The organism is Stenotrophomonas sp. 22LJNL06-5-1 (assembly GCF_056861455.1).
Genome location: NZ_JBSPUE010000002.1, coordinates 182,560 through 202,591, shown reverse-complemented (window position 1 = coordinate 202,591; position 20,032 = coordinate 182,560). Strand labels below are relative to the sequence as shown.

Annotated in this window: 17 protein-coding genes; 4 read left to right on the top strand and 13 right to left on the bottom strand. The window is 66.6% G+C overall.

Features of this window, described 5'->3' with window-relative positions:
• From AC13GF_RS06585 to AC13GF_RS06565, 5 genes are all read right to left on the bottom strand, one after another.
• Entirely contained in the window at positions 1-279 is a 279-nt protein-coding gene (locus AC13GF_RS06585) for a DUF3325 domain-containing protein (protein ID WP_483003983.1), read from the bottom strand.
• On the bottom strand, positions 276-1,886 hold the full coding sequence (locus tag AC13GF_RS06580; protein WP_483003981.1) for a PepSY-associated TM helix domain-containing protein: 1,611 nt from the start codon (positions 1,884-1,886) through the stop codon (positions 276-278). The genes AC13GF_RS06585 and AC13GF_RS06580 overlap by 4 nt, the downstream gene beginning before the upstream one ends.
• Positions 1,883-2,182, bottom strand: a complete 300-nt coding sequence (locus AC13GF_RS06575; protein WP_483003979.1) for a DUF3649 domain-containing protein — start codon at positions 2,180-2,182, stop codon at positions 1,883-1,885. The genes AC13GF_RS06580 and AC13GF_RS06575 overlap by 4 nt, the downstream gene beginning before the upstream one ends.
• A 52-nt stretch (positions 2,183-2,234) precedes the next feature.
• Positions 2,235-4,412, bottom strand: a complete 2,178-nt coding sequence (locus tag AC13GF_RS06570) for a TonB-dependent receptor (protein WP_483003977.1) — start codon at positions 4,410-4,412, stop codon at positions 2,235-2,237.
• Between the two features lie 192 nt (positions 4,413-4,604).
• Positions 4,605-5,441 carry a siderophore-interacting protein gene (locus AC13GF_RS06565; RefSeq protein ID WP_483003975.1) on the bottom strand — a complete coding sequence of 279 codons (837 nt, stop codon included), beginning with the start codon at positions 5,439-5,441 and terminating at the stop codon, positions 4,605-4,607.
• A gap of 169 nt (positions 5,442-5,610) precedes the next feature.
• Between AC13GF_RS06565 and AC13GF_RS06560 the strand changes: the two genes are divergently transcribed.
• Positions 5,611-6,225: a TetR/AcrR family transcriptional regulator gene (locus AC13GF_RS06560; RefSeq protein WP_483004291.1), complete on the top strand. Its 615-nt coding sequence runs from the start codon at positions 5,611-5,613 to the stop codon at positions 6,223-6,225.
• A gap of 59 nt (positions 6,226-6,284) precedes the next feature.
• On the opposite strand, the gene AC13GF_RS06555 is transcribed toward AC13GF_RS06560, so the two are convergent.
• The 4 genes from AC13GF_RS06555 to AC13GF_RS06540 all read right to left on the bottom strand — a co-directional run bounded on the left by AC13GF_RS06555 (position 6,285) and on the right by AC13GF_RS06540 (position 9,823).
• Positions 6,285-7,211 (bottom strand): ABC transporter six-transmembrane domain-containing protein, encoded by a 927-nt coding sequence (locus AC13GF_RS06555; RefSeq protein WP_483003974.1) that lies wholly within the window; start codon positions 7,209-7,211, stop codon positions 6,285-6,287.
• Positions 7,212-7,420: 209 nt separating this feature from the next.
• Entirely contained in the window at positions 7,421-8,497 is a 1,077-nt protein-coding gene (locus AC13GF_RS06550) for an ATP-binding protein (RefSeq protein WP_483003972.1), read from the bottom strand.
• A gap of 4 nt (positions 8,498-8,501) precedes the next feature.
• Positions 8,502-9,218 (bottom strand): response regulator, encoded by a 717-nt coding sequence (locus tag AC13GF_RS06545; RefSeq protein WP_483003970.1) that lies wholly within the window; start codon positions 9,216-9,218, stop codon positions 8,502-8,504.
• Between the two features lie 47 nt (positions 9,219-9,265).
• The gene (locus AC13GF_RS06540) at positions 9,266-9,823 is read right to left on the bottom strand and encodes a hypothetical protein (protein ID WP_483003969.1); all 558 of its coding nucleotides are present in this window, start codon (positions 9,821-9,823) and stop codon (positions 9,266-9,268) included.
• Between the two features lie 236 nt (positions 9,824-10,059).
• Between AC13GF_RS06540 and AC13GF_RS06535 the strand changes: the two genes are divergently transcribed.
• The gene (locus AC13GF_RS06535) at positions 10,060-11,241 is read left to right on the top strand and encodes an efflux RND transporter periplasmic adaptor subunit (protein WP_483003967.1); all 1,182 of its coding nucleotides are present in this window, start codon (positions 10,060-10,062) and stop codon (positions 11,239-11,241) included.
• Positions 11,242-11,243: 2 nt separating this feature from the next.
• Complete coding sequence (locus AC13GF_RS06530) at positions 11,244-13,187, top strand: MacB family efflux pump subunit (RefSeq protein ID WP_483003966.1); 1,944 nt, start codon at positions 11,244-11,246, stop codon at positions 13,185-13,187.
• A 25-nt stretch (positions 13,188-13,212) separates the two neighbouring features.
• On the opposite strand, the gene AC13GF_RS06525 is transcribed toward AC13GF_RS06530, so the two are convergent.
• The 4 genes from AC13GF_RS06525 to AC13GF_RS06510 form a co-directional block, all read right to left on the bottom strand.
• The gene (locus AC13GF_RS06525) at positions 13,213-14,922 is read right to left on the bottom strand and encodes a sensor domain-containing diguanylate cyclase (protein WP_483003964.1); all 1,710 of its coding nucleotides are present in this window, start codon (positions 14,920-14,922) and stop codon (positions 13,213-13,215) included.
• A gap of 210 nt (positions 14,923-15,132) precedes the next feature.
• Positions 15,133-16,317 carry a M23 family metallopeptidase gene (locus AC13GF_RS06520; protein WP_483003962.1) on the bottom strand — a complete coding sequence of 395 codons (1,185 nt, stop codon included), beginning with the start codon at positions 16,315-16,317 and terminating at the stop codon, positions 15,133-15,135.
• Between the two features lies 1 nt (position 16,318).
• Positions 16,319-16,903 carry an AprI/Inh family metalloprotease inhibitor gene (locus AC13GF_RS06515; protein ID WP_483003961.1) on the bottom strand — a complete coding sequence of 195 codons (585 nt, stop codon included), beginning with the start codon at positions 16,901-16,903 and terminating at the stop codon, positions 16,319-16,321.
• Positions 16,904-16,973: 70 nt separating this feature from the next.
• The gene (locus AC13GF_RS06510; RefSeq protein WP_483003959.1) at positions 16,974-17,618 is read right to left on the bottom strand and encodes a TetR/AcrR family transcriptional regulator; all 645 of its coding nucleotides are present in this window, start codon (positions 17,616-17,618) and stop codon (positions 16,974-16,976) included.
• Positions 17,619-17,732: 114 nt separating this feature from the next.
• Here AC13GF_RS06510 and AC13GF_RS06505 point away from each other — a divergent pair, with 114 nt between their 5' ends.
• Entirely contained in the window at positions 17,733-20,030 is a 2,298-nt protein-coding gene (locus AC13GF_RS06505; RefSeq protein ID WP_483003958.1) for a TonB-dependent receptor, read from the top strand.
• Positions 20,031-20,032 lie beyond the last annotated feature (2 nt).

The window sequence follows — 20,032 nt, the reverse complement described above, 5'->3', positions numbered from 1 at the left end:
CTACCGATTCAGCCGCCCATGCGCCACCATCGCCAACACCACCACCCCGGCGGCGACGCTGGTGTGACCGGACAGCGCTGCCAGGCCAAAACCTACGCCCAACCCGCGCATCGCGAACACGGTGCTGAATACCAGCAGCGCCCATCCGACCGCGCGCAGCTGCTGCGTCGTAGCAAGGCTCAACACGCGATGCAGCATGTCCCGCTGATGGCGTTCCATTGCCAGTGCCAGGCAGGTGAACGCGGCCAGAGACAACACGAACAGAATGACGTGAATCATGCGCTGGCCTCCGGTACGGCCGTGCGTGTTGCAGCAGGCGCGCGTGCGCGCTTCACCTTCGGTGCGTGCTTCCAGGTGCGCCACGCCAGCACTGCATGCAGGACGGCCAATGCCAGCAGGGTCAGGTCGGTACCGGCAAAGGCCCAATCACCTGCGGCCAAGGTGCGCCACAACGGATGTGCCGTCGTCATCGCCGTCAGCAAAGGCAGCAGCGCAAGCATCATCGCCCCCAGCACGAACTGTTCGATCCACGCACGCTTGGGTGTGCGCAACGTGGCATGAGCGAACATCGCCACCCACGCCAGGAAGAACACATGCACCTCCCACGCCGCGCGCCCGTCCATGCCGGCGGGCAGCAGGCGGTTCGCCCACAGATAGGCCGCCATCGCCACCGACAGGCCAGCAACCGTAGCGATGTTGAGCCGCTCCACCAACCGGAAGCCGAAGTAGGGCCGTTGCGGGTCGGGCAGCTGGGTACGGCGCTTCACGGTCCACAGCACCAGTCCGGTGCCGACCATGGCGGTGCCCGCGAGGCTGACGATGAAGTACAGCCAGCGCAGCGTGGCGTCGGCAAAGCGCCCCAGATGCAGGCCGTACAGCACGCCCTGGGTATCAGCGGCGACGCCCGAGTGCTCCTTGATCTGCAGCAGCTGCCCGCCGCTGCCATCGAACAGCAGGTAGTTCGGCGTGGTCGAAACGCGGCTGGACTGCGCGCGCACCACCGCCACGCGTGCGTTCTCGTCGCCCGGGTTCTGCACCTGCACGCTGCCTACCGTGCCGGTTCCCCAGCGCTGTTCGGCCTGTCGCACCAGTGCGCCGATGTCAGTTAGTGGAGCGGCGTGACCGGCGGCCTTCTGCGGCGGCAGGAACAGCCGCATCTCGCTGACCACCTCGGCCTGCTGGCGCTTGTCCGGCAGTTTGGCCAGTCCCCACGGCATGTACAGCACCGCCAGCATCACCAGGCCACTCCAGGTGATCATGAAATGGAAGGGCAGGCCGAGTACCGACAGCGCCGCGTGACCATCCAGCCACGAGCGCTGGCCCTTGCCCCAGCGGAAGGTGAAGAAGTCGGCGAAGATCTTCTTGTGGGTGATCACGCCGCTGACGATGGCCACCAGCATGAACATCGCGCAGACGCCGACGATCCAGCGACCCCACATGGCTGGCATGTAGTGCAGATTGAAATGGAACGCATAGAAGAAGTCGCCACCGCCGGTATCCCGCGCCTGCAAGGGCGCACCCGTGCTGGCATCGAGCAGGCCAGAATCGAAGCCATGTCGGCCGCGCCCACCCGGGCTGGCCCACATCGCCGACACCCAGGGCATGCGCGTACTTGGCAGGCTCAGGTTGATCTGGCTGGCTGCCGGTGTCTCGGCAATGATGCTGGAGACCGTGCGCTGCGCGACCCTCGCCGCCTCCGGCAACGCGGAGGGCGTGGCGATTTCAGGGCGTGTGTAGCGCGAGAGCTCGTCGCGGAAATAGCTGGCGGTGCCGGTGAGGAACATCGCGTACAGAATCCAGCCTGCGAGCAGGCCGACCCAGATATGCAGGTCGGACATGGTCTGGCGGATCCCGCGTGGCTTCGAAGTGCGATCGGCCTTGCTCATGCGCCCGCTCCCTGGCCGACCGATTGCGCGATCAGCCACAGTGGCAGGGCGATCACGATCAGGCCGATCCATGCGCGCCACGCCGAGCGCACCGCGAACACCCAGACCACAGCGCCGGCATACAGCAGGAAGCTGGCCAGCATGCCGGTGAACACGGCCTGGCGGCCATCAATGGGCAGCGCCAGCGCGGCGATGCTGCACAGCGCGGCCAGCACATAGCCGCCGAACAACGCGGCGATGATGCGTGCGACCAAGGGCAGCCAGGCCAGCACGGAAGCGGTACGGGAAACGGTCAAGGCACTTCTCCAGGGCACCACGCGACATGGCGTGGTGCCCTTGAAACGAGGATCAGAAGTCGACGGTGGCCGACAGCAGGGCGGTGCGCGGCGTGCCCAGGCCGGAGCCGAGGCTGCCCGCCCAGTACGCCTTGTTGGTCACGTTCTGCACGATGGCGCGCAGTACCAGCGGATGGCCGCCTGCCTGCGTTGCATAGCGGGCACCGAGATCGAACACGGTGCGGCCTGCCACCCACTGGCTGTTGTCTGCATTGATGTAGCCCTTGGACAGGCTGACCGCGTTACCGGTGAGGGTGAGGCCGGCCACGGTTGGCACGTCCCATTCGACGCCCAGCTTGCCTTGCCATTGCGGGGTGGCCGTGGCCAGCCGGCCTTCGTTGATGCCGCCCTGGGTGCGGGTCAGCTTCGGCTGCAGCCAGCCGATGCCGCCCAGCACGCGCAGCTGTTCGGTGGCCTGGCCGAACACGGTCCATTCCACGCCGCGGTTGCGCTGCTGGCCGCCGAACGAGAACACATTGGTGGCCGGGTCGGTATAGGAGCTCGGCTTTTCGATCTCGTACACGCTCAATGCGCTGGCCAGGCGGCCGAAGTCGAACTTGGCACCCACCTCGCGCTGGCGCGTCTTGTACGGCGGGAACACGTCGCCCGCGTTGGCGGCGGTGGCCGGGGCGGTGCTGCCCTGGCTCAGGCCTTCAATGTAGTTGGCGTACAGCGAAAGGCGATCGCTGGCCTTGAACAGCAGTGCACCGGCCGGGGTGTTGGCGCTGGCGTCGTAGCGTGCGGTGCGCTTGCCGGTGCTGCCGTCGAAGGTGTCGCTGAGCACGGTCTGGTGGCGGATGCCCACGGTCAGCTGCACGCGGTCGTCGATGAAGGACAGCGTGTCGGCGATGCCGAAGCTGGTGGTACGCACTTCCGCAGTCTTCGGCAGTGACGCATCGCTGAAGCTGCGATCAATGGCCGGGCCCCACTGTGGGTCGTACAGGTTGGTCACCCAGTCGCGGGCCAGCAGATTGCGCTTGAAGCCGAACTTCTGGTCGTGCTGGTACCAGGCGGCACTGATCGCCAGTGCGTGATCGACCGCGCCGGTGCGGAAGCGCGCCGAGAGGCCGGCTTCGGCGGTGTCCTTGCTGTAGATGAAGCGCTGGTGGGCGAAGTTGTTGCGGAAATCGCCGGCGGTGTTGGTGATCAGCGTGGTGGCACTGGCGATGGAGTCGAAATCGGTATGGCCGTGGCCGTAGCTGGCATGCGCCTGCAGGTGGTCATTGATGTCGAACGACCAGCGCAGCGCGGCGGCCGAGTCCTTGACGTTGCTGAAGGTCCAATCCGGTGCGAACAGGGTGCTGGCCTTCGGCGGGCGGGGCACGGCCAGGCCGGGTGCCAGCGAAACGCCACGATTGAGGCCATCCACATGGTCACGGCTGCTGAACAGGTCCAGCGAGACCTGCGAGCGTTCACCCCGCCAGTCCAGGCCCAGCGACGCCAGCTGCGTCTTGTGCTGCTGGTGGTCGGTGGCGGTGTCGCCATCGCGATGCATGGCATTGAGGCGCACACCGAACTGCTGTTGCGCGCCGAAGCGCCGGCCCACATCCAGATGACCGCCGAACTGCGCATCGCTGCTGTAGCTGGTCGTGAAGCGGGTCAACGGTGTATCACCTGCGCGCTTGGGCACCAGGTTCACCGCACCGCCCACCGAGCCACCCGGAGGCATGCCGTTGAGCAGTGCCGATGGCCCCTTGAGCACTTCAATGCTCTCGGCCAGTTCGGGGGTGACGCGGTAGTAGGGGATCAGACCGTAGAGGCCGCCGAATCCGATATCCGACGAGGCGACGCTGAAGCCGCGGATGTTGAAGTAATCGGTGATGCCGCCGCTGGAGCCACTGCTGTAGACGCTGGGGTCGGTCAGCGCGATCACCCGTACCAGATCCGGTGCCTGGATGTTCTCGATGAATCCGGCGGTGTAGCGCGTGGTGTTGAACGGGGTGTCCATGAAGTCGAGCTCGCCGAGCAGGCCGACGCCACCGCCGCGGGCGACCTGCCCGCCGGCATAGGCATCGGTAGGCGCGGTCTTGTCGGCGCGCACGTTGACCGTGGGCAACTGGCGGGCACCGTCGGGCGCGTCGTCGGCATGGGCGGCGGCGGCGATCAGCAGGGTGGGCAGCAACGCGGCACGTGCGGCCAGGGACAGCGCGGAGCGGCGTGGGAGGGGCAGGGCTCGAAGGGGGAGGGACATGGCAGTTCTCGTGTGATGGGTCGTGCGATCGGCCAGCACGGCGCCGTCGATGACCTGCACGGGCAGGACGACGCGGGCTGTGGAATGGCTGGCAGAGGGCACGGCACTACCGCTGGGGCAGGCTGCACGCGAGGTGCTTCGGCGATCTGTGGCTGGGTGGAGCGGACGCGGGTGCGGGTGTTGCGAGGTGGATCAGATGTCGTCGGCGAGGTCGTCGAGGTCCTGCAGTCCGCCGCCACGCGCCAGCACGCGCTCGTAGTTGCGGCGGCGTCGCTGGTCGGTTTCGCTGGTGGTCTCGCCACGCTTCCAGTAGCCGGCAACGGCGACGTCGGTGCGCGGCAGACCGACCGTGTCGATGAAGTGGCGGCGCAGGGCGCGCATTTCCTCGCGCTCGCCCGCCGCCCAGACCGTGCAGCAGGGTTCCGGGTGCAATTGGCGCGCCTGCTGCAGCAAGGGCGCGTCACCGGTGGCGAGGCGATGCAGGCAGACGCCCTCGACGACGGGCAGTTCGTCTACCGGGAAGGGGTCATCCGAAGCGATCCAGGCCTGCGCGCGAAGGCCGCTGGGCCACTGCTGCAGCAAGGCGAAAAGTGCAGGGATGGCGCTCTGATCGGCGAACAGCAGGGCGACGGCACCCTCGCGATGCGGCACCTGCAGATGCGGGCGCGGACCGGTGAGATCGAAGGCGTCGCCGGGCTGCAGAGCATGGACCCAGGCCAGCATCGGCCCCGGTGCCTCATGCAGGACCACGTCCAGGGTGAACTGGCGGGTGGCCGTATCGACGCTGCGCACGGTGTAGATCCGTGACACATCGGCAAACGCGGTACCCAGCTGGATGCGCACGGCGGTGTTGGCGCGCTGCCAGGGGGCCTGCTCAGCCTGTGGCGGCAACTGTACGACCAGCCGAAGCAGGCTGATGCAGGGCTGCGTGACGCCAACCACGTGGACGCGCAGCGCCTGCAGGCCACGGTCGTGGTCGGCGCCGCGCAGTGGCCCGGCCGGGGTGGTGGAAAGGGTAGGCGCGGACATCGACAACGATCCAGAGGGCTGCGAATGCTAATTAGTTACATCATAGTAAACTAAATTGATCGACCCGCAACCCGGGCCTGCTGGAGGCGTATGCAGCGCGTTGACCATTGCGTTGCCGCAGACCACCATGACAGGCCTTGCCAGCGCGCCGCGCAGGAACCGCAACAGCATGGCTGCACCGAAGAAGACCGTTGCCCGTGGGCGCCCGCCCAGCATCACCCGCGAGCGCATTGCCGACGCTGGCATTGCGATGACGTTGCCGAGGCTGAGCTTCGTGGGCGTGGCAGCAGCGCTGGGGGTCAGCCACATCGCGCTGTACAAGCATGTGGCGAATCTGGCGGCGCTGCGCGAGCTGGTGGCTGAAGCGATCTTCGAGCGTTGGCAGGCACCTGCGCTGGATGCCACTGGGCGCCGCAGCATCGAGGAGGATCTGTGCGCGTTCCAGCGTTCATTGCGGATGCTCGTGGACGAGAATCCTGGTCTGGCACCGTTCCTGGTCAGCCACGGCGCGAAGACCCCGGAGATGCTGGCACGCATCCAGCGCCACCATGCCGAGTTCAGTCGCGTGCATGGCCTGCCGCTGGAACAGGCCGCGTGGTTGTTGTCGACCGTGGCCTATCACGCCGTGGCATTGGCCGATACCGTGTACTCGCGGCACGCCGTGGCGGACACCACGCGCCGACCGCTGGATCGGAAAGCACAGGAGGCCGAGTTCAACCGCAGCATGCAGGCATTGATCATCGGTGCTTTGGCGATGTGCGGGCGTCCCGTCGCCGCGAGGTAGTCGCCCACCTTGGTTGGCGCCGCGATACATCGTTGCCCACCAAGGTGGGCGTTTACCGGTCAAGCGGCGTCCTTGTGCTCCGCGTCATCCATCCCGGGGCTGACTCGACGGCCGATGTCCTTCAGCCGCGCAAGCTGATCCACCATCGACGGTGCATCATCCAGGCTGCCGGCGAACGTCCACAGATAGGTCATCACCGCATAGACGTGACCGGGGGTAACGCCATCGGTGGTGGCAAGGCGGCCGATGGTCAGTGCGAACAGGGCTGCTGCCGTCGCGCCAACCGCCAGCACGGCGCCGGCTTCGCGATCGGACAGCAGGATGCGCAGGCGCGACAGCGTGGTGTAGTGACGGCGCAGCACCGAGGGACTGACCCGATCCACCAGGCGGATTTCCTGTTCCAGGCGGTTGTTGAGGCGCCCATGCAACTGCTCGTTGCGACGCGCGAACGACGGCAGCAGCAGGAGAGCACCGAACAGCGCGAGGAGAGCGGCTCCACCGACCAGCGGTTCAATTGCGAGCAGCATGACTGCTGCACCGAACATGGATACCAGGGCGGTGGCGATGATCGGCACGTGCTTTTCGAAGAAGTCGACGAACTCGCGGGCCAGCACGACGCGGGCCGCCGAAGTGGAGGTGGCCTGGCCCAAACGGCGCTGCGCCTGCACCACGTTCACCGCCAGATCGGCATAGATGCGGGTGAACGTTCGGGTATCGACCGCACGGCGGGCGGCACCGACCAACCAGAACAGGAGCACCACGCCGGCGTAGGAGATGGCATGGCCGATGTCGCCGCGGATGATCGCGTCCACCGCGAAGCCGGCGAACAGCGGATAGGCCAGCAGCAGCGCGTTCTCCAGTGCGACCAGCGAGAACGTGCCGGTGAGCTGCCAGGGGTAGGTGCGCAGGATGGCCTTCAGGGTGGCGGCCGCATTCTGCTGGCCGATGCTGCCGGCGGCGGCCGCTGGATCGTGGGGGTGTTTCATGGGATGCCTGGGTGGGTCGGGGACAGGGCAGGGGACGGATGCCTGCCATCTCCCGGGTCGTGCCCAGTATCTGCAGCCCTTTGGAGCGGGCATGGAGGGACGATGGAGATTGCGTGGAGAAGCCGGCGCCGTTCAGCGACGCCGATGCCCGCCAAGGAGAGCAACTACCAGAGCAGCGGTAGTCGCCAACCTTGGCTGCCGCCGCACTCTCAACGACGCGCGTGCACCGGCCAGCGGATTTCGAAGGCACTGCCGCCACGTTCGGTCGCCCTGCACTGCGCCGTTCCGTGATGGGCAACGGCAATCGCGCGCACCACCGCCAGGCCAAGCCCGGAGCCACCACTCTGTCGCGAGCGCGACACATCGGTGCGCTGGAAGGCTTCGAAGATGCTGTCGCGCAGGTCGTCCGGCACACCGGGGCCGCCATCCTCAACGGTCACGGTGCAATGGCCTTCGGCCAGCGTCACGTGTACTCGCAGCGGGCAGGGAATGGCATGGCGGCGTGCGTTTTCCAGCAGCGCCAGCACCGCCTGGCGGATGCGTGCCGGATCGCAGTCGGCCAGCGACGGCCGCGCGTCCAAGGTCACTGAGAAACCACTCTCGGTCAGCGCCTCGGACATCGCTTCGACCACCGCCGCCACCTGCACGCTGACATCACTGCGTTGCAACCGCAGATCAAGGTGACCGCTTTCGGCCAGGCTGACCACGCGCAGGTCTTCGATGATGCGGGTCAGGCCCTCCAGCTGGGTGAGCATGCTGTTGAACTGCTCCGGCCCCGGCTCGAACACGCCTTCGGCGATGCCCTGCAGGCGGCCACGCAGGATGGTCATTGGTGTGCGCAGTTCGTGTGCGATCGCCGCGTTCCAGAACACGCGGTTCTCCGACATCCGGCTCAATCGCTCGGCCATCGAATTGAAGTCGCTGACCAGTGTGGCGGCCTCGGTCATCGAGGTGTCGCCGCCGCGCGCACGCGCCTCCAGATCACCGCTGGCCACGCGACGCAGGCTTTCGGCCACCGAGTTCAGTGGGGTGATGATGCGCCGGGTCAGGCGCGAGGCGATCAATGTGGCCAGCGCAACGACGACGGTTGCGGTCAGGCCGATCCACAGCCATTCCAGGCCCGACGGCATGATGGTTTCCGGTTCGTCGTACCAGCGGGGATAGAACACCTCCATCAGGTAGTAGAACAGGTAGAAGCCACTGATCGACAGTACGGTTGAACACAGCGACGCGACCGTGATGGACAGCGTGATCTGGCGCCCGATGCTCTTGCCTTTGGGGTTCATCGGTTCAGTCCAGGAAGCGGTAGCCGACACCGCGGATGGTGGCGGGAATGCCGATGACGCCGACTTCCTCCAGCTTGCGGCGCAGCTTGCTGACGTGGCTGTCCACGGTGCGCTCCTGCGCATCGCCTTCCGGCAGGCAGCTCTGGAGCAGATCCAGCCGGCTGTGCACCATGCGCGGTGCGCGCGCCATGTGCACCAGCAGACGGAACTCGGTGAGCGTGAAGCTCAAAGCATGCACGTGGTCATGGGTGCGTACGGTGACCTCATGGCTGCGCAGGTCGATCTCGAATGGCCCCTGCCGGATCAGCCCGTTGGGTTCTTCTGCCATGGGCTTCGCGCTACGGCGCAGCACCGCCTGGATACGGGCGACGATCTCGGCCGGATTGAAGGGCTTGGCCACATAGTCGTCGGCGCCGACGCGCAGGCCAGTGAGCTTGTCCACGTCCTGGTCCAGTGCGGTGAGCATGATTACCGGGGTGTTGCCGCGCCGGCGCAACTCGCTCAGCACCTGCCAGCCGTCCATCTTCGGCATCTGCACGTCCAGCAGCACCAGGTCGGGGCGCAGCTGGCGGTGGCTGGTGAGGGCGGCTTCGCCGTCGGCGGCGCGGGCGCTGCGCAGCCCGGAGCGGGCCAGGTAGGCGCCGAGAATGTCGGCAATTTCGCCTTCATCTTCGGCAATCAGCACCAGAGGCGCCTGGCGTGTGCGGGCATCGGATTTCATTGCATGCTGCGGTTTCAAGTGAGGAATGGGTAACGCCGCCGACGGTGTCATCTTGGCCGTTCCAGGGTCTGCGCTTCTTCGTGGGCGGCCCACGCGAGCGTGGCCAGCACCAGCGTGTGCTGCAGGGCGGGCGCCAGTGTTGCGGTCCCGCGCAGGTGCTGTGCGAGCAGGGTCGATACGGCCGCCGGCAGCTTGTTCCACCGTGATTCCATGCCCGTCGCGTCCACCCGGTCCTGCAGGCGGCGGGCCATGCGGACCAGGGCCCGAAGGCGCAGGGCAAGCAACGCAGCCACCAGGGCAGCCGCTATCCCTGCAGGCATGAGGCTCACGTCCGCGCTGGAGGCGGACCAGGCCGCGAGGCCAATCAGCGCCAGCGACGCCAGGGTGCCCGTGCGCGCCGAATGGCCGGGGCCATCGCTGCGGAACCACAGCAGCGCGGCGGCACCGGCACCCGCCAGCAGGGGCGGCGCCGGGTTCGCGCTGGCAAGCATCCAGGCGCTGGTCGACGCCAGTACCAGTGCAAGCAGCCACGGTGAAGGCGCGCACCAGGCAAGGTAGGCGCGGCGGACATCGATGGGAGGCAGGTCTGGCAACGGGAGGGACACGGCGGGGATGCAGTCGGCGAGGCCGACAAGGCTAGGGGCCGTTGATGGAGACTTGGTCGAGATTGTGTCGAGATTTCGTGGACGCGATCCATGCCGTTCAGGAGCGGGCCCCGTGCCTGAACGGATGTGCGGCCTCCATGCAATCTCCACAGTGGCTCCAAGAAACATCCACCACCACCTTCCAGACTGCGGATTCTGCGGTCACATCCGGTGGCTGCGTGCATGCGAGCCCTCCGATGAACAACCGCAGGACCTGGATCATTGCCGCAATCGTTGCGCTTCTTGCAGGCGGCACTGGCTGGTGGCTGTTTGCCGAGGGTGATGATGCCGCGCTGATCACGGCCCCGGCAAGGCTGGCGGACCTGGAAAAGACCGTGCAGGCCGTTGGCCGGGTCAACCCCAAGGAACTGGTGGCGGTGGGCGCGCAGGTGTCGGGCCAGGTCAAGCGCCTGCATGTGGTGCTGGGCCAGCGTGTGCACGCTGGCGACCTGATTGCCGAAGTGGATTCGCAGCCGCAGCGCATCGCCCTGCGCAGCGCCGAAGCCGCTACCAACATGCTGCGGGCCCAACATGCGGCCAGCCAGGCGCGCTATGCCCAGGCCATCCGCGTGCATGAGCGCCAGGCGCAGCTGGTGGCGTCGCGGCTGGTTTCGCAGGAAGGTTTCGAGACCGCACGGGTGGCGCGCGAAGCGGCGCGCTCGGACGTCGCAGCGCTGCAGGCCCAGATCGACCAGGCGGTGACCCAGGTGGAAACCGCGCGGATCAACCTGGGCTACACCCGCATCGTCTCACCTTCCGACGGCTACATCGTGGCCATCGTCACCAAGGCCGGGCAGACGTTGAACTCGATGCAGACCACGCCGACCATCGTGATGCTGGCACAGATGGACACGATGACGGTTCGCACCGAGATCGCGGAGGCCGATGTCGAACTGATCGCGCCTGGCCAACCCCTGTGGTTCTCCACGCTGGGGCCGGGCGGACGCCGCTACGAATCGCATCTGCAGCAGCTTGAACCTGCACCATCGTCGATTGCCGACGTGGCCACCGGCAATACCGGCGGATCGGCGCAGACGCCGAAGGCGGTGTACTACGCCGGGCTGTTTGACGTACCCAATCCGGGCCTGAAACTGAAGCCGTCGATGACGGTGAAGGTGACGATCCAGCTGGCGCGCGCCGCCAATGCACTGCAGGTGCCGTTGACGGCAGTGTCCGAGAGCGACGACAAGGCGAGCAACCGCGCGACCGTACAGGTGATCGATGCCAAGGGCAGTGTCCACGAGCGCGCGGTGACGACCGGCCTGCGCACCGCTACTGCGGTGCAGATCCTGTCCGGCCTTAAGGCGGGCGAGAACGTGGTGGTCGGGCAGGCGCCCAGCGGCGCGGAAGCCGAGCCCACCAGCCTGCTGGGGATGTGAGCATGGCCGACGCGCTGCTGGAACTGCATGGCGTATCGCGCGCCTATCGCTCTGCCGCCGGCGAGGTTGTGGTGCTGAAGGAGGTCTCGCTGCGCATCGACGCCGGTGAGTTCATCGCCATCATCGGCCCCTCGGGCTCGGGCAAGTCCACCCTGATGAACATCCTGGGTTGTCTGGATCGGCCGACTGAAGGCAGCTACCGCGTGGATGGGGCAGCGACAGAGCAGATGTCGCCTGACCAGCTTGCACGATTGCGCCGCGAGCATTTCGGCTTCATCTTCCAGCGCTACAACCTGATGGAGAATCTGAGCGCCACGGAAAATGTGGCACTACCGGCGGTCTACGCCGGCGTGGATGCCGATGCGCGCACCGCCCGTGCGCACATGCTGCTGGAAACATTGGGGCTGGGTGAGCGCACCACGAACCGGCCCAGTCAGCTGTCCGGCGGCCAGCAGCAGCGCGTTTCCATTGCGCGTTCGCTGATGAACGGGGGCGCGATCGTGCTGGCCGACGAGCCGACCGGTGCGCTGGACCATGCCAGTGGCCAGCAGGTGATGGCCGAGCTGAAGCGCCTGCACGGGCAGGGCCATACCGTGATCCTGGTGACACACGACGCGGCGATTGCTGCCCATGCATCGCGTGTGATCGAGATCGCCGATGGACGCGTGGTGGCCGATCGCCAGGAGCGAGACCCGTCAGTGCTGCAGCATGCAGACGCGCCCGAGCGCACACCCGTGGCGGCCGCCGAACGGCGCGCGCGCATCGATGCCATGCGCGAGGCGACGCGGATGGCCGTGCGTTCGATGCTGGCCCATCGCCTGCGCACGTTGCTGACCATGCTCGGCATCATCATCGGCGTGGCTGCGGTGGTGACCGTGGTTGCGCTGGGAAAGGGCGCGCAGGCGCAGGTCGAGTCACAGATCAACGAGCTGGGCGCGAGCACGCTGGAGATATTTCCGGGTACCGATTTCGGTGACCCGCGTTCGGCGGAAATCGAAACGCTGGTGGTAGGCGATGCGGATCACTTGGCCGCACTGAGCTATGTCGACAGTGTCAGCCCCAACCTGAGCGGTTCGGTGGCAGCACTGCAGGGCGGCCGGCGCGCCAACACACAGGTGCTGGGGGCCGGTGCCGATCTGCCGCGCGTGCGCGGGCTGCGCCTGAAGGCCGGCCGGTTCTTCACCGTTGCCGAGGTGGATGCGCATCGGGCGGTGGGCGTGGTCGACCAGAAGGCGGCGAAGGCGCTGTTCACTGGCAATCCCATCGGCAGCACGGTGCTGCTGGGCGGCATGCCGGTCGAAGTGATCGGCGTGGTCGGCCCCAATGCATTCGCCGGCGGGGCCACGCCAACCGTCTACGTTCCCTATACGTCTGCTGCCTCACGGCTGTTGGGCAGCCAGCGGCTGGAAAGCATCACGGTGCGCGTGCGCGACGACCTACCGACCACCGCCGCCGAAGCGTCGCTGGGAGCAGAACTGCAGCGGCTGCACGGGCGCCGCGATTTCTTCATCTACAACGCGGACCAGATCCGCAAGGCGGTGATGAAATCCAGCCAGACCATGGCGGCGCTGGTTTCGGCGATCGCGGCGGTGGCGCTGGTGGTCGGCGGCGTGGGCGTGATGAACATCATGCTGGTGTCGGTAAAGGAGCGCGTGCGGGAGATTGGCGTGCGGCTGGCGGTGGGGGCGCGGCAGAACGACATCCTGCGCCAGTTCCTGATCGAGGCGGTGCTGATCTGCCTGTTTGGCGGCGTGCTGGGCGTGCTGTTGGCGTTCGGTGTGGGCGCGCTGTCCAGCCTGCTGTCGCTGGGTGTGCCATTCCTGTTCACTGCAGGGCCGGTGCTCGCCGCGCTGGCGTGTTCGTCTGCAATCGGGCTCGGTTTCGGCTACTTCCCGGCGCGCAGTGCCGCACAGCTGGATCCGATCCAGGCGTTGGCGGCGGAGTAGGGTCACGCCCGCTGCGGAGAGAGTCTCAGGTTGCAGGCCGCGGGTGCGTGCGCACGCGTGCGCGCTCGCGGTACAGCCGGCTGTCGGCACGCTGGAGGGTATCGGCCACCGACTCGCCCGGCGCATGGTGGGTCGCACCCAGCGAGAAAGGCGTAGGCGAGCGGCCGGCTTGTTGCGCATACCACTGTTCCAGCGCGGCCAACCGCCCCGGCGGCGGTGAGGTCAACACCACCATGAACTCGTCGCCGCCCATGCGTACCACGTGCTCTGCGGTGCCCAGCGGGGCACGCAGGAACGCGGCAAATTCCGCCAGCACGGTGTCGCCACGGGCGTGACCCTGGGTGTCGTTGATCTGCTTGAAGTGGTCGAGATCGAACATCAGGCAGGCCCATGGCTGGTCGGCCAGTTCGTCCAGGCGAGGCAGGAAGCGGCGGTTGTAGCTCTGGGTGAGGGGATCCTTGAACGACATCTCGCGCAGTTGCTGTTCCTGCATCCGCAGCGCCGTCACGTCCTGCGCATGGCCCAGCACGTAGGGGGGATTAGCCTCGCTGTCGAGCACGTTGTGATAGGCCCAGAAGTGGCGGGTGCCATCAGCGGCCATCAGTTCGATCACGCCGGCATCGGTGTGGTTGACCGCGATGCGTGCGAGATACGCCTTGAAGGCGGCATGCTTCTCCGCTGGCATCAGGTCGCACAGGCTGCGCCCGATCATCTGGCCCTCTTCAAAGCCCAGCGACTGCACAGCCGCCGGGTTTACCGAGGTCAGCACGCCTTCCAGCGTATGCGTGCAGATCAGGCCCAGGCTGTAGTGGAACAGCCGCCGGTAGCGGGTCTCGCTGGCCTCCAGGGCATCCAGTGCGGCGCGTTCCTCGGTGATGTCCTGGATGGCGCCGACCAGCCGCGGGCGACCGTCCACCTGCTGCCTGCTGCCGACCACGCGGGTCCAGATCGCGCGATCATCGGCGGTAGTCATCGGCAGCTGTACTTCCCAGGACGTTCCCTCATCGATGCAGCGCTGCACGGCCGTGCGGATGATGGCGCGGCTGTCTTCGCGATAGAACGACAGGGCTGTTTCCAGCGTGGGCTGGTAGTTGGCACGCACGCCGTGGATCAGTTTGGTCTCGCGGGTCCAGCGCACCTCGTTGCCGACCAGGTCCAGCTCCCAGCCGCCGACGCGTGCGGCACGGTTGGTGCGCTCCAGGAAATCCTCGCTGCGCTTCAGCTCGCGGTGCAGGGCCTTGGCCTGGCCGACCTGTGCCAGCAGCGTGCTGCGCTGTTCCAGCACCTGGGTGGTGACCCGGGCCAGGTGCACCATCAGCTCGCGCTGCGACGGCGACAGCACACCCGGCATGGCATCGAGCAGGCACAGCGTGCCGATGCGCGCCCCATGCGCCGAGCCCAGCGAAATGCCGGCGTAGTGGCGAATGCGTGGGCCGCCGGTCACCAGCGGATTGGCGGAGAAGCGAGGATCCTGGCGCGCGTCGGGAATCTCGAACAGCTCGTCCTGACGGATCGCATGGGTGCAGAACGAGATCTCGCGGGCCGTCTCGCTGACGCCCTCCAGCCCGATGTTGGCCTTGAACCACTGGCGCTCGTCGGCCACGACCGAGATCAGCGCCATGGTCATGCCGGTCGCTGCGCGGGCCGCGGCGACGATCGCATCGAACACCGGCTCGGGCGGCGTATCGAGCAGGTTGAGTCTGTCGATTTCAAGCAGTCGGTCGGCTTCGTCCATGGCGCATGGCGTGGCTGGGGGCGAGGGCGGTAACGGCTGGCGTCGGCATCAGGCTACGTCAGCAGGTGTTATCTATCGCCACGGAAGGGTGATGTGGGTGTGAGTCCTGGCAAGTCCTGATCAGCGCTGTGATAGGACTCACACATTGCCGATGGCGGACGTTGCCGGATCGCGGTCGCGCAGTGCCGGCGAGAGCATATCCGTGGGCTTTCAGAAGCCGATCACCACATCGTTGAGTGGCAGTTGCTGCTGGCGTAGCTCTGCGGGCAGCGCGGTCCAGCGCTCACCCTGGCCGAACAGCTGCGCCTCGGTTTCCGGGCCGAAATGCTGGAACCGATCGAAGACGTAGGGAATGCCCTCCGAGCCTTCGAAGCGGACGCCGTTGGACAGCTGGAAGTGCAGGTGGGGCGCCGCGGAGTTGCCCGACTGGCCCAGCGCGCCCAGCGCCTGCCCGCGCTGCACGCGCTGGCCGGGCTTGACCTTGATGCTGCCCGTGCGCAGGTGGGCATAGCTGGCGAACACCCCCGGCGAAATTTCCAGCACCACGTAGTTACCGAACAAGCCGTGGCTGGTCAGTGATGCTGGTTCGGGTGGCGGGGTCAGGGGAGGATGCTCCGGCTCGCCGTCGCGCACATCGCGGACCACGCCGTCCGCCACGGCAATCACCGGCGCGGCATAGCCCACCCAATCCGGGTGGCGCGTCTTCTGCAGGCGCTCGGGAGCTGCATGGACTGCGCGGCCCTGTGCATCCACGCCGACCAGATCGAGCGCGAACCGCTGCGGGATGGTCAGCGCGCCATTCACCGCCACCAGGCTGCCCCAATGGTGTGACTGCGCGGCGCCAGGGCCTTCATGCGCGAGCCATCGGCCGCCCTTCAGCGGTGGCCCGAGCACCGGCAGCGCCGATGTGGCGACGTCGACTGCGGCGCCATCAAGCGTGGTGATTCCGGCGTTTTCCGTGGCGAAATCGATGTGGTGGCGGAGCACGTGGGGAAGCGGTGCATCGGCTGGCAGTGTCAGCCACACGAACAGGACCAGGCGCTTGCCGGCAGCGATGGAAGGCGGCGCACCGTCGGCAGCGGCGGGGCGCACCCATGCGGACAGTGCACTGGCGTCCATGTTCAACAGTGGCGAGGGAGAGCTGTCCGCGAACACCTGCAGCCCCTGCGGCCGCAGCGTGCCGGTGTCGCCGTAGAAATTACTGAGGTGCAGCTCGTAGGCCAGATGGCGTGCACCGTCACTGCCGGTGAACGGTGCGGGCGCAAACGGTACGCGGGCCTCGACAGGTGCCAGCGGCGGCGATGCCGCGATGGCTGCGTTGACCACCGCACCGGGCAGCAGTACAGCCAGCAGCAGCCAGCTGCCGATGCCAAGTGCGTTGCGTGGACAGCGCACTTCATCGCCCCTTGGGATTGAGATACAAGCGCGCGCCATCCGATTCACGGTACCCCGTCCAGCGCCCGCCGCCCGACGCACGGAAGCGCCCGAATACGGTGTTGCTGGTATCGGTCAGCAGCAGCTGGTTGCCCGACAGCACCCAGCGGTTGGCCGAGAAGAAGCCATCCGGGCAGCCGGCAGGCACATAGGCACTGTAGCCACCGAACCACTCCATGTTCTTCAGCTCGATGGTGCAGTTGCTGCCGTTCTCCTGGCCCAGTGTCCAGCTGCCGAACAGATCGCTGTCGCGTACATCGCGGTCATCGCGGCGGCGGTCATGGCCCCAGTCGTCGTTGTTGTCGTGGAAGCCGAAGCCCACGTCGATGCCTTTGCTTTCGCTACGCGACTCGGATTGCGAGCTGCCACTGGTGGTGGTCTGCGTGGTCATCGAGCCACTGTTCTGAGTCTCAGTGCTGCTCGATTGGGTGGTCTGATCGGTGCGGGTGGTCTGTTGGCCGAAGCCGAACGAGGCATCCTGGGCCAGGGCGGGCAGGGCCACGCAGCACAGCGCGGACAGGCAGGTACGGGCAAGCACGGCAGCCATCGCAGGATCCTCGGGAGGGTGGACCGCGCGAGTATCGAACCGGTGGGGCGGGAGACGGTGTGAGGGTGGTTCAATCGGCCATTACCCGCCCGATGGCATCGGCCAGCAGGGCGCGCACCCGCGCCGGCGGAAGATCCGGATCGCGTACCGCGCGCATCGCCAGGCCCTCCACCAGCAACCGCAGCAACAGGGTGCGGCCGGCAATCTGTTCTTCGTCCAGAGCCCGGCCGAGGCGCGCATCGCGCTGGCGCAGCCAGGCCTGGATGGCAGCGCTGGTCTGCTTGTCATGGGTACGCAGCACACCGGCCAGCTCCGGATCGCGATGGGCCTCGGCATTGATCTCCGCATACAGCGCCACGCTGGCGATGGCGTTGCCATGGATCGGCAGCACCTCTCCACGCGCCCACTGCTGGTAGCACTCCAGCAGCCCGTCGACCAGGTCGGAGGCTGCCGGCATCTCGCTGATCGAGGCCTGGTCGTGGCGCAACTGGCGCTCGATCAGGGCCAGGATCAAGGCGCGCTTGTTGGCAAAGTAGCGGTACATCAGCCCTTGGCTGATCTCGGCCTCGGCGGCGATGTCGCCGATGGAACCGGCATGGAATCCGCGGGTGATGAAGCACTTCTGGGCGGCGTCCAGAATGCGCCGTCGCTGTGCCTCGGCATGGGCTGCAGCAGGATCTTCGGCGGTCGGGGCTACGGCGGATTTCGGCGTCATTGCGTGTGGTCAGGGCGTCCAGGGGCGGGATAGTACGTCACAAAAGGTGTGAATGAACGGTCATTCATTTGTAATTCCCGCCTCCCAGACTGCGCCGGCCTTCTCCTTCCGCGAATGAGTCCGATGCGCCACGCCACGTTGCACCGCCCGTTGCTCACCCTCGCCATCGCCGCCGCTCTGCCGGTGCTGGCCCATGCCGAAGACAGTCCGGGCGCCGACGCCAGCGCGTCCGCCGATGCCGCACGTACCGTGGTCGCCCTCGACCAGGTGATGGTGACCGCCCAGAAGCGCGCTACCAACCTGCAGGAGACGCCGATCTCGGTGTCGGTGGTCGATGCCGAAGCGCTGAAGGATCGCAGTGCGATTTCGCTCGGCAGCCTGTCCGATGGCTCCATCCCATCGCTGCGGGTTACGCCGTTTGCCACCCGCAGTTCCGCACTGAATATCGGCATCCGTGGCATCGGCGCCTCCGGCGACGCCAACCAGCCGGCGCGCGATGCCGGCGTCGGCATCTACGTCGATGGCGTGTTCATGGGCCGCGCGCAGGGCCTGGGCAGCATGCTCTACGACGTGGAGCGCATCGAAGTGCTGAAGGGCCCGCAGGGCACGCTGTTCGGCCGCAATACCGAAGGCGGCGCGGTGAGCATCGTGACCAAGGCGCCGACCGGCGAGTTTGGTGGCAGCGTCAGCGCGGGGGTGTCCAACTTCAGTGGGTACAACAGTGCGCTGCACCTGGACCTGCCCAAGGTGGGCGATGTCAGCTTCAAGATCGACGCCATACAGGCCAAACGCGGCGGCACCACCGACAATCCCATGCGCGGCGAGCGCGATTTCAACAGCTACGACAAGCGTGGCGCACGCCTGAGCGCGCTGTGGCAGCCGAGCGATGACTTCTCGCTGCTGTACGCGTTTGATCGCTCCTACGACGCCACCACGCCGTACCACACCCAGGTGCTGGTGCCAGGCGCCTACCTCAGCCCGCTGCAGAAGGCCGGTGCCAGCCAGGACCGCCGCGCCAGCGCCATCCTGGGCGGGCCGCAGGAAGACAACATCGGCCGCACCAGTGGCCACCTGTTGAACCTGTCGTGGGTGTTGAGTGACACCCTGGAACTGAAATCGATCAGTTCCTACCGCGAGCTGACCCAGGGCCAGTTCGACATGGGCCTGGTCGATGCGATTTCGGCCTATGGTGGCGCCGGCACGCCGTTCGGGCGTTACAGCCTGGCGCAGGTCTACCAGCACCAGTACAGCCAGGAATTCCAGCTGATCGGAAACACCTCCCAGGTACAGTTCCTTGGCGGTGCGTTCTACTACCACGAGACCGCTGGCGACAATGCACAAACCCCGAACATGCTGGTGTGGGGGCCGGGTGGCAACAGCTACACGGTGAACCCCGCGACCAATCCGCTGGATCTTTCCCGGGTGCGTATCGACCGTGCCAGCAAGGCGTGGACTGACAGCCTGGGCGTGTTCGGCCAGGCCACGTGGACACCGGAAGCACTGCAGCGCCTGCACCTGACTGCCGGCGGTCGCTACACCCGTGATGACAAGAAGGGCAACCTGTACATCGTCAACGGTGCCGCCACCAACCTTGCGTTCAAGGACCGTTGGAGCCGCTTCGACCCCATGGTCAACATTGCCTACGACCTTGGCGAACACGCCATGGTCTATGCCAAGTACAGCACCGGCTTCAAGGCGGGTGGCGCCAACTCACGTTCGACCAACTACACCGCCTTTGGTCCGGAGGAAGTGACGGCCTATGAGCTCGGCTTCAAGTCACAGTTCTGGGACAACCGCGCGCGCTTGAACCTGGCGGTGTTCGATTCGACCATCGCGCACAAGCAGATGGACTTCTCGCTGCCGTTCGACCCGAACAGCGGTGAAACCCGCACCACCATGGTCACCACCAACGCACTGAGCGATGGCAAGTCCCGGGGTGCGGAGCTGGAACTCAACGTGATGCCAGTGGACAACCTCACCCTCGGCCTCAACTACGCCTATACGAAGATCGATGCGCAGACAGCAACCGACCCGTTCGGCGCTGGCGTGCAGGTGACCGTGCAGCCGCTGCTGGCACCGAAGAATGCGGGCAGCCTGTCGGCCGACTATCTGGTGCCGTTCGCCAACTTCTCGGCGCTGAAGTTCCATGTGGACGGCAACTGGTCCGACGGCTACTACACCAGCGAGTACGACCAGATGCTCACCGACAGCTCGTTCGTGGTGAATGCACGGGTGGCATTGGTGGATGTGCCGGTCAACAGCACCGGCACCACGATGTCGTTCTCGCTGTGGGCACGCAACCTGCTGGATGAGCAGCACCTGTTCTACAAGATCAACAGCGCGGCGCTGGGCCAGAGCGGCATCTTCAACGACCCGCGCACCTTCGGCCTGGATGTGGCCGTCAACTTCTGATT

What these genes read in the sequence shown, in the direction of transcription:
- AC13GF_RS06585 (WP_483003983.1), bottom strand. Translation starts at nt 279, where the DNA reads ATGATTCACGTCATTCTGTTCGTGTTGTCTCTGGCCGCGTTCACCTGC.
- AC13GF_RS06580 (WP_483003981.1), bottom strand. Translation starts at nt 1,886, where the DNA reads ATGAGCAAGGCCGATCGCACTTCGAAGCCACGCGGGATCCGCCAGACC.
- AC13GF_RS06570 (WP_483003977.1), bottom strand. Translation starts at nt 4,412, where the DNA reads ATGTCCCTCCCCCTTCGAGCCCTGCCCCTCCCACGCCGCTCCGCGCTG.
- AC13GF_RS06565 (WP_483003975.1), bottom strand. Translation starts at nt 5,441, where the DNA reads ATGTCCGCGCCTACCCTTTCCACCACCCCGGCCGGGCCACTGCGCGGC.
- AC13GF_RS06560 (WP_483004291.1), top strand. Translation starts at nt 5,611, where the DNA reads ATGGCTGCACCGAAGAAGACCGTTGCCCGTGGGCGCCCGCCCAGCATC.
- AC13GF_RS06555 (WP_483003974.1), bottom strand. Translation starts at nt 7,211, where the DNA reads ATGAAACACCCCCACGATCCAGCGGCCGCCGCCGGCAGCATCGGCCAG.
- AC13GF_RS06550 (WP_483003972.1), bottom strand. Translation starts at nt 8,497, where the DNA reads ATGAACCCCAAAGGCAAGAGCATCGGGCGCCAGATCACGCTGTCCATC.
- AC13GF_RS06545 (WP_483003970.1), bottom strand. Translation starts at nt 9,218, where the DNA reads ATGAAATCCGATGCCCGCACACGCCAGGCGCCTCTGGTGCTGATTGCC.
- AC13GF_RS06535 (WP_483003967.1), top strand. Translation starts at nt 10,060, where the DNA reads ATGAACAACCGCAGGACCTGGATCATTGCCGCAATCGTTGCGCTTCTT.
- AC13GF_RS06530 (WP_483003966.1), top strand. Translation starts at nt 11,244, where the DNA reads ATGGCCGACGCGCTGCTGGAACTGCATGGCGTATCGCGCGCCTATCGC.
- AC13GF_RS06525 (WP_483003964.1), bottom strand. Translation starts at nt 14,922, where the DNA reads ATGGACGAAGCCGACCGACTGCTTGAAATCGACAGACTCAACCTGCTC.
- AC13GF_RS06515 (WP_483003961.1), bottom strand. Translation starts at nt 16,903, where the DNA reads ATGGCTGCCGTGCTTGCCCGTACCTGCCTGTCCGCGCTGTGCTGCGTG.
- AC13GF_RS06510 (WP_483003959.1), bottom strand. Translation starts at nt 17,618, where the DNA reads ATGACGCCGAAATCCGCCGTAGCCCCGACCGCCGAAGATCCTGCTGCA.
- AC13GF_RS06505 (WP_483003958.1), top strand. Translation starts at nt 17,733, where the DNA reads ATGAGTCCGATGCGCCACGCCACGTTGCACCGCCCGTTGCTCACCCTC.